The organism is Streptomyces colwelliae (assembly GCF_048158785.1).
GTDB lineage: Bacteria > Actinomycetota > Actinomycetes > Streptomycetales > Streptomycetaceae > Streptomyces.
The window spans coordinates 26,104-41,050 of record NZ_JBLTJC010000053.1; the positions used below are offsets into that span (position 1 = coordinate 26,104).

Annotated in this window: 16 protein-coding genes and 1 pseudogene; 8 read left to right on the forward strand and 9 right to left on the reverse strand. The window is 70.7% G+C overall.

Translation table 11 applies throughout. The features are described from left to right. Nucleotides 1-12: 12 nt before the first annotated feature. From ACNFOC_RS14030 to ACNFOC_RS14040, 3 genes are all read right to left on the reverse strand, one after another. Entirely contained in the window at nucleotides 13-972 is a 960-nt protein-coding gene (locus ACNFOC_RS14030) for a hypothetical protein (RefSeq protein WP_416959442.1), read from the reverse strand. A 135-nt stretch (nucleotides 973-1,107) separates the two neighbouring features. Further along, nucleotides 1,108-1,413: a hypothetical protein gene (locus ACNFOC_RS14035; protein ID WP_416959443.1), complete on the reverse strand. Its 306-nt coding sequence runs from the start codon at nucleotides 1,411-1,413 to the stop codon at nucleotides 1,108-1,110. 211 nt (nucleotides 1,414-1,624) lie between these two features. Further along, nucleotides 1,625-2,224, reverse strand: coding sequence for a class I SAM-dependent methyltransferase (locus ACNFOC_RS14040; RefSeq protein ID WP_416959444.1), 600 nt, complete (start codon nucleotides 2,222-2,224; stop codon nucleotides 1,625-1,627). Between the two features lie 152 nt (nucleotides 2,225-2,376). On the opposite strand from ACNFOC_RS14040, the gene ACNFOC_RS14045 reads away from it, so the two are divergent. From ACNFOC_RS14045 to ACNFOC_RS14065, 5 genes are all read left to right on the forward strand, one after another. After that, nucleotides 2,377-3,150 carry an MHYT domain-containing protein gene (locus tag ACNFOC_RS14045; protein WP_416959445.1) on the forward strand — a complete coding sequence of 258 codons (774 nt, stop codon included), beginning with the start codon at nucleotides 2,377-2,379 and terminating at the stop codon, nucleotides 3,148-3,150. Nucleotides 3,151-3,199: 49 nt separating this feature from the next. Further along, nucleotides 3,200-5,725 (forward strand): sensor histidine kinase, encoded by a 2,526-nt coding sequence (locus tag ACNFOC_RS14050; protein WP_416959446.1) that lies wholly within the window; start codon nucleotides 3,200-3,202, stop codon nucleotides 5,723-5,725. Beyond that, the gene (locus tag ACNFOC_RS14055; RefSeq protein ID WP_416959447.1) at nucleotides 5,722-6,159 is read left to right on the forward strand and encodes a roadblock/LC7 domain-containing protein; all 438 of its coding nucleotides are present in this window, start codon (nucleotides 5,722-5,724) and stop codon (nucleotides 6,157-6,159) included. The genes ACNFOC_RS14050 and ACNFOC_RS14055 overlap by 4 nt, the downstream gene beginning before the upstream one ends. Nucleotides 6,160-6,181: 22 nt before the next feature. Further along, complete coding sequence (locus ACNFOC_RS14060) at nucleotides 6,182-6,595, forward strand: DUF742 domain-containing protein (RefSeq protein ID WP_416959448.1); 414 nt, start codon at nucleotides 6,182-6,184, stop codon at nucleotides 6,593-6,595. 182 nt (nucleotides 6,596-6,777) lie between these two features. Next, nucleotides 6,778-7,383 carry a GTP-binding protein gene (locus tag ACNFOC_RS14065; protein WP_200676982.1) on the forward strand — a complete coding sequence of 202 codons (606 nt, stop codon included), beginning with the start codon at nucleotides 6,778-6,780 and terminating at the stop codon, nucleotides 7,381-7,383. A gap of 9 nt (nucleotides 7,384-7,392) precedes the next feature. Here ACNFOC_RS14065 and ACNFOC_RS14070 read toward each other — a convergent pair whose 3' ends face one another. Continuing rightward, on the reverse strand, nucleotides 7,393-7,821 hold the full coding sequence (locus ACNFOC_RS14070; protein ID WP_416959449.1) for a PPOX class F420-dependent oxidoreductase: 429 nt from the start codon (nucleotides 7,819-7,821) through the stop codon (nucleotides 7,393-7,395). Nucleotides 7,822-7,913: 92 nt separating this feature from the next. Between ACNFOC_RS14070 and ACNFOC_RS14075 the strand changes: the two genes are divergently transcribed. Together ACNFOC_RS14075 and ACNFOC_RS14080 are read left to right on the forward strand one after the other, a co-directional pair. Next, a complete protein-coding gene (locus ACNFOC_RS14075; RefSeq protein ID WP_019062680.1) occupies nucleotides 7,914-8,327 on the forward strand; it encodes a roadblock/LC7 domain-containing protein in 414 nt (137 codons plus the stop codon). 126 nt (nucleotides 8,328-8,453) lie between these two features. Beyond that, nucleotides 8,454-9,482, forward strand: coding sequence for a DUF6397 family protein (locus ACNFOC_RS14080; protein ID WP_416959450.1), 1,029 nt, complete (start codon nucleotides 8,454-8,456; stop codon nucleotides 9,480-9,482). Nucleotides 9,483-9,503: 21 nt separating this feature from the next. Here the strand turns inward: ACNFOC_RS14080 and ACNFOC_RS14085 are convergent, their stop codons facing one another. Both ACNFOC_RS14085 and ACNFOC_RS14090 read right to left on the reverse strand, forming a co-directional pair. Continuing rightward, nucleotides 9,504-10,367 (reverse strand): acyl-CoA thioesterase, encoded by an 864-nt coding sequence (locus ACNFOC_RS14085; RefSeq protein WP_019062678.1) that lies wholly within the window; start codon nucleotides 10,365-10,367, stop codon nucleotides 9,504-9,506. Between the two features lie 19 nt (nucleotides 10,368-10,386). Beyond that, the gene (locus tag ACNFOC_RS14090; RefSeq protein WP_416959451.1) at nucleotides 10,387-12,900 is read right to left on the reverse strand and encodes a DEAD/DEAH box helicase; all 2,514 of its coding nucleotides are present in this window, start codon (nucleotides 12,898-12,900) and stop codon (nucleotides 10,387-10,389) included. A gap of 145 nt (nucleotides 12,901-13,045) precedes the next feature. Here ACNFOC_RS14090 and ACNFOC_RS14095 point away from each other — a divergent pair, with 145 nt between their 5' ends. Further along, on the forward strand, nucleotides 13,046-13,837 hold the full coding sequence (locus ACNFOC_RS14095) for a metal-dependent hydrolase (protein WP_033278306.1): 792 nt from the start codon (nucleotides 13,046-13,048) through the stop codon (nucleotides 13,835-13,837). A gap of 38 nt (nucleotides 13,838-13,875) precedes the next feature. Here ACNFOC_RS14095 and ACNFOC_RS14100 read toward each other — a convergent pair whose 3' ends face one another. From ACNFOC_RS14100 to ACNFOC_RS14110, 3 genes and pseudogenes are all read right to left on the reverse strand, one after another. Further along, the gene (locus tag ACNFOC_RS14100) at nucleotides 13,876-14,151 is read right to left on the reverse strand and encodes a type B 50S ribosomal protein L31 (protein WP_416959452.1); all 276 of its coding nucleotides are present in this window, start codon (nucleotides 14,149-14,151) and stop codon (nucleotides 13,876-13,878) included. Nucleotides 14,152-14,202: 51 nt separating this feature from the next. Beyond that, nucleotides 14,203-14,679, reverse strand: coding sequence for a DUF5709 domain-containing protein (locus ACNFOC_RS14105; protein ID WP_416959453.1), 477 nt, complete (start codon nucleotides 14,677-14,679; stop codon nucleotides 14,203-14,205). Nucleotides 14,680-14,816: 137 nt separating this feature from the next. After that, nucleotides 14,817-14,947: pseudogene (locus tag ACNFOC_RS14110) on the reverse strand (metallophosphoesterase); the annotation flags it as partial.

The following is a 14,947-nucleotide window of genomic DNA, read 5'->3' on the forward strand; positions in this document are numbered from 1 at the left end:
ACGCCCAAGGGCTCAACTCGGCCGTACGGCCAGCTTGTCGAGTGCTTCCAGGAGGCCGGGCAGTTCGGGACCCCGGCCCACCGGCAGCACCTCGCCGGGCTCGTCGTCGAGCAGGACGAACGCTATGTCGTCGGTCCGGGCCACCAACGACCAACCGGGGCCGTCGGCGCGCAGCGTGCGCGCGTCGCCCGGTGCGAAAGACGATCTGACGCGGCCGAGAGGCGGCGGGGTGTCGACGTACGCCCGGACTTCCGTCAGCACCCGACGGACACCGCTGTGACCCGGCTTGGGGCCATCCGCGGTGCCGTCTGCCGGGGTGCCGTCCGACGTGTTGTCGTCCGACGGCGTTCCGTCCGCCTCGGACGCGGCGCCAGGGTCGGCGTCGTCAGGGTTGGCGTCTGCGGCGGCCTTGTCCGCCTTCGACGCGTCGCCCACCCCCTGCTGAGCCTCCTGCGTCTCCTCCGTCGAGAAGGTCGAGTCGTCGATCTGCTCGCGCCACAGGGCCCATTGCAGCGCGATCTCGTCGGCACCCAGCCGTCGCTGTGCCGGACCCCAGGTGGTGGTGTCCGGCGGAGCCAGCGGTGGCCGGTCCACGAGGTCGGGGTCCGGATCGTGCGGCGCGGGCACGTTGGGCGCCGCGACGGCGACCGCGAGCGGCCAGCCCGGCAGGGCCGCGACCACCGTGCGTTCGCTCGGCGACAGGTCGTACTCCATGCCGCAGTCCCAGGACGCGATGGCGACCGCGACCAGTGACACGTCGTCGATGACGACCGTCCACCGCGACCCGTCGCCGTCCTGGCCGAGAACCAGGCCGTACCCGTCGGCGAGGGGCGCCATACCGAGCGCCGCACAGGCCTCCGGGTAGTCGTCGCCCAGCACACTCGGGAACTTCGCCGGCGTCAGCAGCACCGCCGTGAGCACATAGAGCGCATCGTCCTCGGCGGCGACGGCCTCTTCATCCGTGTCGGCCATCCCAGCCTCCCCATCATTCGTCCAACCGCGCGCACCCTAGTGTGCGCGGAAGCCGCTTGTCACGACTCCCAAGTACACCCGGAGCTGCAGTTTTCCGGCTGGACGGGGCGAAATGACCGCCGGTAACCCGAACTGTCAGGCCGCGGGGAGCCCCAGAAGCGCACGAGCCACCGTCCGTGGCGACTCGTCACGCTCCCTCGCGAGCGCGACGACGGCCCGGCACGCCAGCTCGCTCACCCCGAAGGACAGTGCCTCCGGCGTCACCCAGCCGGCAGCCTCGTCGATCCGGTCCTGGTCGTCCTCCGCGCGGGCCGAGACATAGACGGCGGCGGCCTCGAAGAGATTGTGTGGGCGTCGTTGCGGGGCGCTGTCGGCGCTGTCGGATTCCGCGCGCGTGGTCTTGAGGAATCTGGCGAAGGACTTGCGGGGCCTGTCGAACATGCTGACCACCTTCCCCCTACATGGTTCCCTGTCGCTGACCGTTCATCTACTGCTACCCAACCTAGAGTTGGAGTTGCGGCGGCAGAAGGGGGACGGTGCGGTGAAGCGTATCGGGCGCCCCGCACGGAAACGGGTCGGCCGTCGAGTGAGTCCAACGCGGCCCGCGGCCACGTCAGTTCGGCCCGGCTTGTGGTCTGAGCGAAGGTAAGGATCAGCTCTCGCGCACGGCCAGCGCCAGGAAGCGGGTGTCCTCGTCGGCGTACGAGGTCATGCGCCACCCCGAACCGGCCAGCAGCGGACGGAGATTGAGCTCCGCGCGCAGGTCGTCCGCCGTGATCTGCCGCCCCTGACGCGCCGCGAGCGCTGCCCGGCCGATCGGGTGGAACAGAGCCAGCATGCCGCCGGGGCGCACCACACGCGCCAACTCCCGCAGATTCTCGTCGGGTTGGGGAAGATGCGCGATCAGGCCCGCCGCGAACACGGCGTCGAGCGACTCCGACCGCAGCGGCAGCGCGGCGACGTCGGCGAGCAGCAGACGCCCGTCACGGCCCCGTCCGGCCCGTACGGCGGCCTCCAGCATGGCCGGGGTGAGATCGGCCCCGGCCACCACTCCGGACCGCCCCACGGCCGCACGGAGCGGCGGCAGCGCGCGTCCCGTCCCGCAGCCCGCGTCGAGCACCCGGTCTCCCGCGCGCAGCCCGAGTTCGGCGACCGCGGCGGCGTAGGCGGGGCCGTCGTGGGGAAAGCGGCTGTCCCAGTCGGCGGCGCGCGCACCGAAGAACTCCTGGACACGTGTGTGGTCGTCGCTCATGTTCCGCATGATCCCTCACCGACACGGATGACGCTTCGACGCACACGTTCGAGCGTCACGCGGTCGTTCAGGTACGTCTCTGTGTCAGATTGCAACACCTTTCGAAATGCGCCCCCTTTGTGCCTCCGTGCCCCCACTAGCGTCCCCTGGTCATGGGACACCTGGACCACGCCACCTTCGGCTGGCTGACCCCCGTGCTGTCATACGTGATGGCCTGCATGGGCGCCGCACTCGGGCTGCGCTGCACCGTCCGCGCGCTCGGCGCCACCGGCCGGTCGCGGCGCAACTGGCTCATCACCGCGGCCTCCGCGCTCGGCACCGGCATCTGGACCATGCACTTCGTGGCCATGCTCGGCTTCGGCGTCAGCGGCACCGACATCCGCTACGACGTACCACTGACCATGCTCAGCCTCCTCGTCGCCATGGTCGTCGTCTGCGCGGGCGTCTTCGCGGTCGGCTACGGCCGCGACCGGGGCCGCGCGCTCTTCCTCGGCGGCCTCACCACCGGACTGGGCGTCGCGAGCATGCACTACCTGGGCATGGCGGCGATGCGGTTGCACGGAGGCGTGCACTACGACCCGATGCTCGTCGGGCTCTCCGTGCTCATCGCCGTCGTCGCGGCGACCGCGGCCCTGTGGGCGGCGCTCAACATCAAGTCGCCCGTCGCGGTCACCGCCGCCTCCCTCGTCATGGGAGCGGCGGTCAGCAGCATGCACTACACCGGCATGTTCGCGGTGAGCGTGCACGTCACCCCCTCCGGGACGGTCCTGCCCGGCGCCACGGCGATGCAGTTCATCTTCCCCCTCGCCGTAGGCCTCGGGTCCTACCTGTTCCTGACCTCGGCGTTCGTCGCGCTGTCGCCGACCACGGGAGAACGCGAGGCCACCGCCTCGGCCCAGCGGCCGGTCGAGAGCGTGGCTCGCTGACCCGGCCCGCGCAGCACGCCCCTGAGAACTACTTCCGAGCGAGGAGGCCATGCGTACCCCCCGTAGGACCCCGAGAGCCGGCGCCGAGGCGCCGCCCGTGCGCGGTCGTCGCGCGCACGCCGGACCACCCGCCGACGAACTCTTCGACGAGCCCCTGGACGCCCCGTCGGAGGACATACCCCCGCGCGCGGGACGATGGCGGATGCGACCCCGCACGGTCCGGGCCAAGATCGTCTGCCTCCTGATGGTGCCGGTCGTCTCGCTGCTCGCCCTGTGGGCGTACGCCACCGTCAGCACCGCCCAGGACGTCTCCCGGCTACGGCAGTTGCAGCGCGTGGACTCCGCTGTGCGCAGCCCGGTCGCGGCGGCCATCGCGGCACTGCAGGCCGAACGGTCGGCCGCCGTGCGCTACGCGACCGCCCCCGACGCCGAGCAGAGCGGCGACCTGAAGAAGCTGGCGGCCGGCACGGACCGGGCGGTCGCCCGGCTGCGGCTCGGCGACCACAACACCGTTGCCGACGGCGAGGAACTTCCGGCCGGAGTCGCCCGACGCCTGGAGACCTTCGTCACCGGAGCCGAGCAACTGCGCTCACTGCGGGCCGACGTGCTCGGCCACCGCTCGGGATGGGACGAGACCTACGGGCAGTACACGAAGACCATCGCGACGGCCTTCGCCGTGGGCGGGGCACTCACCGGAATCCAGGACGCCGAGCTCGGTTCCGACGCGCGCGTGCTCCTCGAGTTCTCCCGGGCCGGTGAATCGCTGTCCCAGGAGGACGTGATGCTCGCGGCCGCCCGACTCGACGGCAGGCTCGACGGGGAGCGGCTGAGGGTGTTCACCGGCGCCGTCGACACCCGGCGCACCCTCACCGACTCCGCCGTCGCGGATCTCCGCGGTTCCGAACGCGCCGCCTGGCAGCACCTCGCCGACACCAGCGCCTACGTCGCGGTCGCCACCGTCGAGGACAAGGTCCTCGCCACCGGCTCGGCGACCCGGGCGATCGCGGCGGCTCCGGAGACCACCTGGAACAACGCGCACGCACGTGTGCAGGACGGCATGCGGACCATCGAGTCGGACGCGGGCAGCGGGGTCGCCGATCGCGCCGATCCGTTCACCCGCGGGCTGCTCACCTCCGCCGGTGCCGCGGTCCTGCTCGGCCTCGCCGCCGTCATCGCGTCGCTCGTCATCTCGGTGCGCATCGGACGCGGCCTCGTCATCGAACTCGTGAGCCTGCGCAACGACGCCCTCGGGATCGCCCGCCACAAACTCCCCGAGGCCATGCGGAGACTGCGTGCGGGGGAGGAGATCGACATCAGGGCGGAGGCCCCGCCCGGGTCGCCCGCGGAGGACGAGGTCGGACAGGTCGTCGAGGCACTGAGCACCGTGCACCGCGCGGCTCTGCGGGCCGCCGTCGAACGTGCCGAACTCGCCAGCGGCATCTCCGGGGTCTTCGTCAACCTCGCCCGCCGCAGCCAGGTCCTGGTGCACCGTCAACTCAGCCTGCTGGACAGCATGGAGCGCCGCTCCGAGGACCCGAACGAACTGAGCGACCTGTTCCGCCTCGACCACCTCACCACGCGCATGCGACGGCACGCCGAGAGCCTGATCATCCTCTCCGGAGCGGCACCCGGCCGGGCCTGGCGCCAGCCGGTCTCCCTGACCAACGTCGTCCGTGCCGCCGTCTCCGAGGTCGAAGACTACGCACGCGTGGAGGTACGCCAACTCCCCGAGGCGTCCGTCGTCGGCGCGGCCGTGGCCGACCTCACGCACCTGCTCGCCGAGATCGTGGAGAACGCGGCCCAGTTCTCGCCGCCGCACACGCGCGTGCGGGTCACCGGCGAACCGGTCGGCAACGGCTACGTCGTAGAGGTCGAGGACCGGGGCCTCGGCATGGGCACGGAGTCCCTGGGCGACGCCAACCGCCGCATCGAGCAGTCCGAGGCCCTCGACCTCTTCGACAGCGACCGGCTCGGCCTCTTCGTGGTCAGCAGGCTCGCCGCCCGCCACGGCATCAAGGTGCACCTGCGGACCTCGCCCTACGGCGGAACGACGGCGGTCGTCCTGCTGCCGACGGCACTGCTGCACGGCGGCGCGGCGGAACGTGCCCCGCGCGCGGCGGTCGAGGACGGCGAGCGGGCCGTGGAACGCGAGTACGCGCGCGTGCCCACCGCGCCCCGGCACCAGGAGTCCGTCCCGGCCTCGGCCGACCGGCCCGCCCTGGCGGTCTCCGCACGGGCCGCGGCGGAGCCGGCGAACGACACCCCGCCCCCCGGAGTCACCACCTTGCGACTGCACCGTCCCCCCGTGGACACCGAAGGGACCGACGAGAGCGACGACCTCCCACGCCGCGTACGACAGGCGAACCTCGCTCCCCAACTCCGCGAACAGCCCACCGCGCAACGGGAACAGGCGCCGTCCGCCCCGCGCGACGAGCACCGCACCCCGGAGGCCGTACGGGACCGGATGTCGGCCTACCGCGAAGGCTGGACGCGCGGCGGCGGCAGGCAACCGGGCCGTGGTGCCACCCCAGGCCCCACAACGGGCAGCGACAGCAGCGAAGGAGACCCCGCGTGATCCAGGACCCGAGCATGAGGGCCGCCCAGCGGTCCGGCGAACTCGACTGGCTGCTGGACGACCTGGTGCTGCGCGTGAGCGAAGTACGGCATGTCGTGGTGCTGTCCAACGACGGCCTCGCCGTCGGCGCGTCGACCGACCTCAAGCGCGAGGACGCGGAACACCTCGCCGCGGTCGCCTCCGGATTCCACAGCCTGGCCAAGGGCGCGGGGCGGCACTTCGGAGCCGGCGGAGTGCGGCAGACCATGGTGGAGATGGACGACGGATTCCTGTTCGTGGCCGCGGCCGGAGACGGCTCCTGCCTCGCCGTACTCACCTCTGTCACGGCCGACATAGGCCTGGTGGCGTACGAGATGGCACGGCTGGTCAAGCGCGTCGGCGAGCACCTCTACACGCCGCCGCGCGTCGGTGCGCGGCCGCCCGCAGCCGGATGAGGCGAGAGGGCGGTCCGCTCCGATGACCCAGGACACGACCGGCGCCCAGCGCGAGCCGGGCAGCCAGTGGTACGACCAGGAAGCCGGGCCTCTGGTCCGCCCCTACGCGATGACGGGCGGACGTACCAAACCAGGCCCTACGGGGGTGCGTTTCGACCTGATCGCGCTCGTCACGCTGGACAAGGGCGCGCCCGGTTTCGACGACGACACCGGGCTCGGACCGGAACACCGGGCGCTCATCGACCTGTGCCGCACGGAAACGCAGTCCGTCGCCGAACTCGCCGCCGGAGCGAACCTCCTTCTGGGAGTGGTCCGGGTGCTCCTGGGCGACCTCCTGGAGCTTGGCTGCGTCACCGTCAGTCGTCCGGTGCCGCCCGCGCAGCTTCCCGACGAACGGATTCTGCGCGAGGTGATCGAAGGACTACGGGCACTGTGACGAAACTTCAGAACCACTCGAACGCGTACGACACCGGCTTGTGCACTCTTTCGCTCACCGAACGGGTGCGAGGCGGTCACATCGGGCAAATAGCGGTCCAACCGCCCAGGGCGAGGCCGCACTTGTCACGATGCACACGTACGGACGTCGAGCGTTGCCGGCACTCCCGAGAGAAGTGATCGATGGTCTCCGAGCACTCCGACGCCGAGGACGGCGAGACGACCGCCCTGGCGTTGAAGATCCTGGTCGCCGGCGGATTCGGCGTGGGCAAGACCACCATGGTGGGCGCGGTCAGCGAGATCAGGCCGCTGCGCACCGAGGAACTGCTCAGCGAGGCCGGTCAGTTGGTGGACGACACCGGCGGCGTGGACCAGAAGGTCACGACGACCGTCGCCATGGACTTCGGCCGCATCACCATCAGGTCCGGCCTCTCCCTCTACCTGTTCGGCACACCGGGGCAGGACCGCTTCTGGTTCCTGTGGGACGAACTGTCGCAGGGGGCCCTCGGGGCAGTCGTCCTCGCGGACACCCGGCGACTCGAGGACTGCTTCCCCGCGGTCGACTACTTCGAGCACCGGCACATCCCCTTCGTGGTGGCCGTCAACTGCTTCACGGGCGCCCGCAGTTACGGCGCCCGCGACGTCTCCCGCGCGCTGGACCTCGACCAGGGCACGCCCGTCGTCCTCTGCGACGCCCGGGACCGCGACTCGGGGAAGGAGGTGCTGATCCGGCTTGTCGAGTACGCCGGGCGGATGCACACCGCCCGGATGCTCGACTCGGTGGGCTGACGGCGCATCTCACTCCGAAACGCGCTTCTGCGCCAGGACCCTCTCGACCGTGACGCGGACGAGGAGTTCGCCCGGGACCCCGTTGCGGGCACCGAACTCCTCGGCGCGCTCCTCGCCCATGTACCGGGCCCCGATCCGGGCCGCCCAGTACCGGAGTTCGACCGGATCCTCCGACAGGTGGGCGCGCCCCTGCAGCACCACGAAGTCGAACGGCGGGCGATCGTCGTCCACGCACAGGGCGACTCGCCCGTCACGGGCCAGATTGCGCCCTTTTACCGTTTCCTTCGCGGTGTTGAACACCACATCGTCTCCGTCCAGCAGGAACCAGATCGGCGCCACATGAGGGCTCCCATCGGCGCGGACGGTCGACAGCTTGCCGGTGCGCGTGCCGAGCGAGACGAACGCCCGCCATTCCTCGTCGGTCATCTTCTGTGCCATGCCTCTATCCTCCTTGCCCGGGCGACAGAGGTGGGGAAGGCTGACGGGAGATCCTCCGGCCAGGGGGAGAGGCGACACGGGGAGGCCGGAACATGGCACAGAACCAGGGACTGAGCTGGCTGCTGGACGATCTGACCGAGCGCGTCGAGCACGTACGCCACGCCCTGGTCCTGTCCAATGACGGACTGGTGACGGGCGCGAGCACGGGACTGCGCCGCGAGGACGCCGAACACCTCGCCGCCGTCTCGTCCGGACTGCACAGCCTGGCCAAGGGGTCGGGACGCCACTTCGGCGCGGGCGGGGTGCGGCAGACGATGATCGAGTTCGACGACGCCGTCCTGTTCGTCACCGCCGCGGGCAGCGGCAGCTGTCTGTGCGTCCTCAGCGGCGCGGACGCGGACATCGGCCAGATCGCCTACGAGATGACACTCCTCGTCAACCGGGTCGGCGAGCACCTCGGCGTGGACGCCCGGCAGCCCGAGCGGACCCCCGTCACAGACCTCTGACCTGCGACTTCATCGACCTCTGCGAAGTTATCCACAGGCCTGCCACGAGATCCGTCGAACCGGTTACGGTTTGTTCATCGCAAGCGCACACAGCGTGAGCATTGGACTCCGTGGGGGAGATCGACCATGGCAGGAAACACCATCACCAAACCGTCCGACCTCTCGTGCACGCCCAGCCGCGCGGCACGAGAACTGGGGCTCAAGCGAGGCGAGTTCGACCTCGCCGTCCATCTCGGACGTATCCGCACCGCGCCCGACGAAGGCGGCGGCGGCCGCCGCGTCACCCGCGCCGAGATCGACCGACTGCGCTCGGCGGACGGATTCCCCGACACCCTCCTGGAAAGCGTCAGGACCGTGGGCACCACGGACGGCGCGGCCCTCATGGAGGTCACCTCCGCCAGGTTCACCCGCCTCGCCCGGCTGGGACTTGTGGTGCCGGTGAAGTTCTACCTCAACCGCTATCGGGCCGTGGTCTGGCTCTATCTCGCAGAAGAACTACGGCAGTTCGCGGCCGACAAGAACCACACCGCGCTGCTGAACGGCCGCACGCCCGAGGGCATGAGGGACCAACTGCAAGAGGGCCTGGATCTACGGCCCCGCAACTGGCGCGGACGGCATCTCGGGTTCCTGCTCCGCCAGGCCGGCGACCCGTGGGAGCACGCCGGCGCCCTGGCCGCGCTGCTCGACCCCGTCCAGGTCGCGGAAATCGTCCAGGACCCGTACGAGCGCGCCTACTTGAACCGCTTCCGGCCGGACCCGCCCGCCCACGGGGCTCCCGGTTCGCCGGCCGCCCACCTCGCCGAGCGGATCATGACGGCGGAGGACCCGGACGAGATCAGCTGGCTGAGGGCGGATCTGACCCTGGTGCTGGACGAGGCGCGCAGCCACCGCCCCGCACCACGGCCGACAGCCGAACTGACTGCACCACGGCCGACCGCCGAGCTGACTGCGCCACGGCCGGCGGCTGAACCGGCCGCACCACGCACGACCGCCGAGCCGGCCGCATCACGGCCGACCGTCCATCCGGTTGGACCACCGCGGATCCCCGAACCCGTCGGACCGCCGCCGTCCCTGAGCGAGCACCCGCCCGGGCCGACGCCGGAACCCGCGCGGTCACGCGGCATGTTGGGCTGGCTGCGCCGCAGAAGCGCCTGAGCCGCAGAGCGCGTCCGCCGGCTACAGCGCTCTGAACAGCCCTTCCTGGACGACCGAGACGAGCAGGCGTCCCTCCAGGTCGTAGATGCGCCCGCGGGCCAGACCGCGGCCGCCCGTCGCGATCGGGGACTCCTGGTCGTACAGGAACCACTCGTCCGCGCGGAACGGCCGGTGGAACCACATGGCGTGGTCCAGCGACGCCATGTCGAAGTTCCGCGGTCCCCACAGCGGTTCGACGGGGATGCGGACGGCGTCCAGGAGCGTCATGTCGCTGGCGTACGTCAGCGCGCAGGTGTGCACCAGCGGATCGTCGCCGAGCGGCCCGACCGCACGCATCCACACCGCGCTGCGCGGCTCGGCGTCCTTGATCTCCTCGGCACTCCAGCGCAGCCCGTCCGCGTACCGGATGTCGAAGGGCTGACGGCGTGCCATCCGCTCCAACTGCTCGGGCAGCACGCCCAGATGGGCCCGGACCTCCTCCGAGACATTCGGCAGGGACTCCGGGTCCGGGACCTCGCGGGCCGGCAGCTGGTGCTCGAAGGGACCTTGCTCAGGCTTGTGGAAGGAGGCGGTGAGATTGAAGATCGTGCGGCCCTGCTGCACGCCGGTGACGCGACGGGTGGTGAACGACCGCCCGTCCCGCACCCGCTCGACCTGGTACACGATCGGCACGCCCGGCCGACCCGGGCGCAGGAAGTACGCGTGCAGCGAGTGCACCGGCCGGTCGCCCTCCGTGGTGCGCCCCGCGGCGACCAGCGCCTGGCCCGCGACCTGGCCGCCGAAGACCCGTTGCAGGGACTCGTGCGGGCTGCGGCCACGGAAGATGTTGACCTCGATCTGCTCCAGGTCGAGCAGGTCGACGAGCCGCTCTGCCGGGTTCGTCATGGGTGGGATTCTCCTGTGCTCACAGCTGGCCGACGTCGGTGACGCGGACGACCGCACGGCTCTCCTCGTCGGAGGCCGCGAGATCGATCTCCGCGCTGATGCCCCAGTCATGATCGCCGTTCGGGTCGGCGAAAATCTGCCGAACGCGCCACAGGTTGTGCTGCGGCTCCTCCTCGATGAGCAGGAGCTTGGGCCCGCGGGCGTCGGGGCCGGTGCCGAGGTCCTCGTACTCATCCCAGTACTTGTCCATCGCCTCGCCCCAGGCGTCCGCGTCCCAGCCGGACTCGGCGTCCAACTCGCCCAGTTCGTCGACATGGTCGAGGGCGGCGAGTTCGACGCGGCGGAACATCGCGTTGCGCACGAGGACCCGGAAGGCGCGCGCGTTCGCGGTGACCGGCTTGACCTGGTCGGCCTTCTCCTGCGCCTCCTCGGCGGTCATCTCCTCCGGGTTGGCCAGCTGCTCCCACTCGTCCAGCAGGCTGGAGTCGACCTGGCGCACCATCTCGCCGAGCCAGGCGATCAGATCCTCCAGGTCCTCGGACTTGAGGTCGTCCGGGACGGTGTGGTCGAGGGCCTTGAAGGCGCCGGCGAGGTAACGCAGCACGATGCCCTCGGTGCGGGCCAGCTCGTAGTACGAGGTCAACTCCGTGAAGGACATGGCCCGTTCGTACATGTCACGGATCACGGACTTCGGCGACAGCGGGTGGTCGCCGACCCACGGGTGGCTCTTGCGGTACGTGTCGTACGCGTGGAAGAGCAACTCCTCCAGCGGCTTGGGGTAACTGACGTCCTGGAGGCGCTCCATGCGGTCCTCGTACTCGACGCCGTCCGCCTTCATCGCGGCCACGGCCTCGCCGCGCGCCTTGTTCTGCTGGGCGGCGAGGATCTGCCGCGGGTCGTCCAGCGTGGACTCGACGACGGACACCATGTCCAGCGCGTACGACGGCGATTCGGGGTCCAGCAGCTCGAACGCGGCGAGTGCGAAGGTCGACAGTGGCTGGTTGAGGGCGAAGTCCTGTTGCAGGTCGACCGTGAGGCGCACGATGCGGCCCTCGGCGTCCGGGGTGTCGAGCTTCTCGACGATGCCGCCGTCCAGGAGCGAGCGGTAGATGGCGATCGCGCGCCGGATGTGCCGCAACTGCGCCTTGCGCGGCTCGTGGTTGTCCTCCAGGAGATGCCGCATCGCGTCGAAGGCGTTGCCGGGGCGGGCGATCACCGACAGCAGCATCGTGTGCGTGACCCGGAAGCGGGACGTGAGCGGCTCCGGCTCGGAGGTGATGAGCTTCTCGAAGGTGCCGTCCGACCAGCCGACGAAGCCCTCGGGCGCCTTCTTGCGGACGACCTTCCGGCGCTTCTTCGGGTCGTCGCCCGCCTTGGCGAGCGCCTTCTCGTTCTCGACGACATGCTCGGGGGCCTGGGCGACCACGAGCCCCGCCGTGTCGAAGCCGGCGCGTCCGGCGCGGCCCGCGATCTGGTGGAACTCACGGGCGCGCAGTGTGCGCACCCGGATGCCGTCGTACTTGGCCAGCGCAGTGAACAGCACTGTGCGGATGGGCACGTTGACGCCCACCCCGAGCGTGTCCGTACCGCAGATGACCTTCAGCAGACCCGCCTGCGCGAGCTTCTCCACCAGGCGCCGGTACTTGGGCAGCATGCCGGCGTGGTGCACTCCGATGCCGTGGCGTACGTAACGGGAGAGATTGCGGCCGAACTTGGTGGTGAAGCGGAAGTTGCCGATCAGCGCGGCGATCTGGTCCTTCTCCTCGCGCGAGCACATGTTGATGCTCATCAGCGCCTGCGCCCGCTCCACGGCCTGCGCCTGGGTGAAGTGCACGATGTAGACCGGCGCCTGCCTGGTCTCCAGCAGTTCGGTCAGCGTCTCGGTGAGCGGGGTCAGCCTGTACTCGTAGGACAGCGGCACCGGCCGGGTCGCCGAGCGGACCACCGAAGTGGGGCGCCCGGTGCGGCGGGTGAGGTCCTTCTCGAACATCGCGACGTCGCCGAGCGTGGCCGACATCAGGATGAACTGCGCCTGCGGCAGCTCCAGGATCGGGATCTGCCAGGCCCAGCCGCGGTCCGCCTCCGCGTAGAAGTGGAACTCGTCCATGACGACCTGGCCGACGTCCGCGTGCTTGCCGTCCCGCAGCGCGATCGACGCGAGGACCTCGGCGGTGCAGCAGATGATCGGGGCGTCGGAGTTGACGGACGCGTCTCCGGTCAGCATGCCGACGTTCTCGGTGCCGAACATCTTGCACAGCTCGAAGAACTTCTCCGAGACCAGCGCCTTGATCGGCGCGGTGTAGAAGGTGACCTCGTCCCGGGCCAGTGCGGCGAAGTGCGCACCGGCGGCGATCATGCTCTTGCCGGACCCGGTGGGCGTCGACACGATCACGTTCGCACCGGAGACCACCTCGATCAGCGCCTCCTCCTGATGGGGGTAGAGCGTGAGACCGCGCTCCGTGGCCCACGACTCGAAGGCTTCGTAGAGGGCGTCTGGATCTGCGGTCGGCGGCAACTGGTCGATGAGGGTCACGACCCCATCTTGCCTGGCGCTGTGGCCGATGGGGGAATCGGCTGCGAGGACGAAGATCGCTACCGCTACGCTGTGTCGCCGACAGAGTGTCAGGGCGCCCGAGCAACTGACCGGCGGCGTAAGAGGAATGGGGCGGGGAACGGCCATGATGGGACCAGCACACTCACTGTCGGGAGCGGCGGCCTGGCTCGGCGTCGGAGCGGCGACCGCCGCGGCTGGGCACCCGATGCCCTGGCCGGTGATCCTCGTCGGCGCCCTGATCTGTGCCGGCGCCGCGCTCGCCCCGGATCTCGACCACAAGGCGGCCACCATCTCCCGGGCCTTCGGACCTGTCTCCCGGACCGTGTGCGAGGTCGTCGACAAGCTCTCGTACGCCGTCTACAAGGGGACCAGGAAGCAGGGCGACCCGCGTCGCTCCGGCGGGCACCGCACCCTCACCCACACCTGGCTGTGGGCGGTCCTGATCGGGGCGGGGAGTGCGGGTGTGGCGATCCTGGGCGGTCGCTGGGGAGTGCTGGCGATCCTCTTCGTGCACATGGTGCTGGCCATCGAGGGTCTGCTGTGGCGGGCGGCCCGCGGCTCCAGCAGCGACATCCTGGTGTGGCTGCTGGCGGCGACCAGCGCGTGGATCCTGGCCGGAGTGCTGGACAAGCCGGGCAATGGTTCGGACTGGCTGTTCACGGACCAGCACCAGTACCTGTGGCTCGGCCTGCCGGTGGTGCTGGGTGCGCTGGTGCACGACATCGGGGACGCGCTGACCGTCTCCGGCTGCCCGATCCTGTGGCCGATCCCGTTGGGCCGCAAGCGCTGGTACCCGATCGGGCCGCCGAAGGTGATGCGGTTCCGCGCGGGCAGCTGGATCGAGCTCAAGGTGCTGATGCCGGTGTTCATACTCCTCGGGGGAGTGGGCTGCGCGGCGGCGCTCAACGTGATCTGAGGGCCGGCCTCAGTTCCGGCGCCGACGTGGGCGGTGGCTCACGCCCCGCCGCCGGAACCCTGGCCCGCCTCGACGCCGCCGTAGCGCCGCTCGAACTGGGCGATGCGGCCCTCCGTGTCCACCGTCCGCGCCTTGCCGGTGTAGAAGGGGTGGCTCTCGGAGGAGATCTCCACGTCCACGACCGGGTAGGTCTCGCCGTCGTCCCACTCGATGGTCCGGTCGCTGGTCGCGGTGGACCGGGTCAGGAAGGCGTATCCGGCGGCGCGGTCCCGGAAGACCACGGGGTGGTAGTCGGGCTGCTTGTCCTGCTGCATGGCTGCTCCTCCTGCGGCGGTGGTGCGGTGGACGGGGAAGGGGCGGCGAGGTCAGCCGTACAGGGAGTCCTCGTCCTCGTCGACGATGTGCATCGCGGCCTCCTCGGCGGAGGCGGCGGCACCGTCGATGCCCACGTCCGTGGCGATCAGGCCGCTCTCCTCGTCCTCGTGCGCTCCTTCGTCGGGTGCCACGAGCCGGCCCGAGCGGGTGTCACCGACCTCGATGTCCAGGAGCTCGCCATCGGTGTCCTCGGAGTCGCCGATGCCGTCACCGTCGGACACGGCGAGGTCCGGGACCTCCTCGGCCAGGCGCTGGTCGAGCGTCTCGCCGTGCTGACGCTCCGCGGCCGTCACGTCGTCGCGCTCCACCGCCCAGGGGCGGTCCGGCGGGGACCAGCCGCGGTCGAGGGGGTCCTCGACGCCGTCGGCCACCAGCGTGTCCTCCGCGTCCAGCAGACCCGCGTCGTCCTGCACCTCGGATCCGTCGGGCTGGTAGACGTCGTCTCCCCATCCGTCGGCGCTGTTCACGGGTACCTCCAGGTGGTGGGGACCGGCCCGTTCTCACCGCGGTCGGCGGCGGGTCGCCGCTGTGCGGGGCACAGGCGGCGCCCGGCACGAACCACATGGTCCCCGGGCACTTCCCGAACCGGTGCCGCTCCCCAGCCTTCCATCGATCCGGTTGACGACACCGGGCGTGACCCACACCGGCGTCGCCTCCAGAAAGCCGAAGAGCTGGACGTGGAAGTGCCCGGTGAGCACGACCCGTACGTCACTCCCCCGGATCGCGTCCGCCAAC

Bases quoted from the DNA above. Each gene is read 5' to 3' on its own strand.
- ACNFOC_RS14035 (WP_416959443.1), bottom strand. From the start codon at position 1,413: ATGTTCGACAGGCCCCGCAAGTCCTTCGCCAGATTCCTCAAGACCACG.
- ACNFOC_RS14040 (WP_416959444.1), bottom strand. From the start codon at position 2,224: ATGAGCGACGACCACACACGTGTCCAGGAGTTCTTCGGTGCGCGCGCC.
- ACNFOC_RS14085 (WP_019062678.1), bottom strand. From the start codon at position 10,367: ATGACGAACCCGGCAGAGCGGCTCGTCGACCTGCTCGACCTGGAGCAG.
- ACNFOC_RS14080 (WP_416959450.1), top strand. From the start codon at position 8,454: ATGGCAGGAAACACCATCACCAAACCGTCCGACCTCTCGTGCACGCCC.
- ACNFOC_RS14095 (WP_033278306.1), top strand. From the start codon at position 13,046: ATGATGGGACCAGCACACTCACTGTCGGGAGCGGCGGCCTGGCTCGGC.
- ACNFOC_RS14030 (WP_416959442.1), bottom strand. From the start codon at position 972: ATGGCCGACACGGATGAAGAGGCCGTCGCCGCCGAGGACGATGCGCTC.
- ACNFOC_RS14065 (WP_200676982.1), top strand. From the start codon at position 6,778: ATGGTCTCCGAGCACTCCGACGCCGAGGACGGCGAGACGACCGCCCTG.
- ACNFOC_RS14075 (WP_019062680.1), top strand. From the start codon at position 7,914: ATGGCACAGAACCAGGGACTGAGCTGGCTGCTGGACGATCTGACCGAG.
- ACNFOC_RS14045 (WP_416959445.1), top strand. From the start codon at position 2,377: ATGGGACACCTGGACCACGCCACCTTCGGCTGGCTGACCCCCGTGCTG.
- ACNFOC_RS14100 (WP_416959452.1), bottom strand. From the start codon at position 14,151: ATGCAGCAGGACAAGCAGCCCGACTACCACCCCGTGGTCTTCCGGGAC.
- ACNFOC_RS14050 (WP_416959446.1), top strand. From the start codon at position 3,200: ATGCGTACCCCCCGTAGGACCCCGAGAGCCGGCGCCGAGGCGCCGCCC.
- ACNFOC_RS14060 (WP_416959448.1), top strand. From the start codon at position 6,182: ATGACCCAGGACACGACCGGCGCCCAGCGCGAGCCGGGCAGCCAGTGG.
- ACNFOC_RS14070 (WP_416959449.1), bottom strand. From the start codon at position 7,821: ATGGCACAGAAGATGACCGACGAGGAATGGCGGGCGTTCGTCTCGCTC.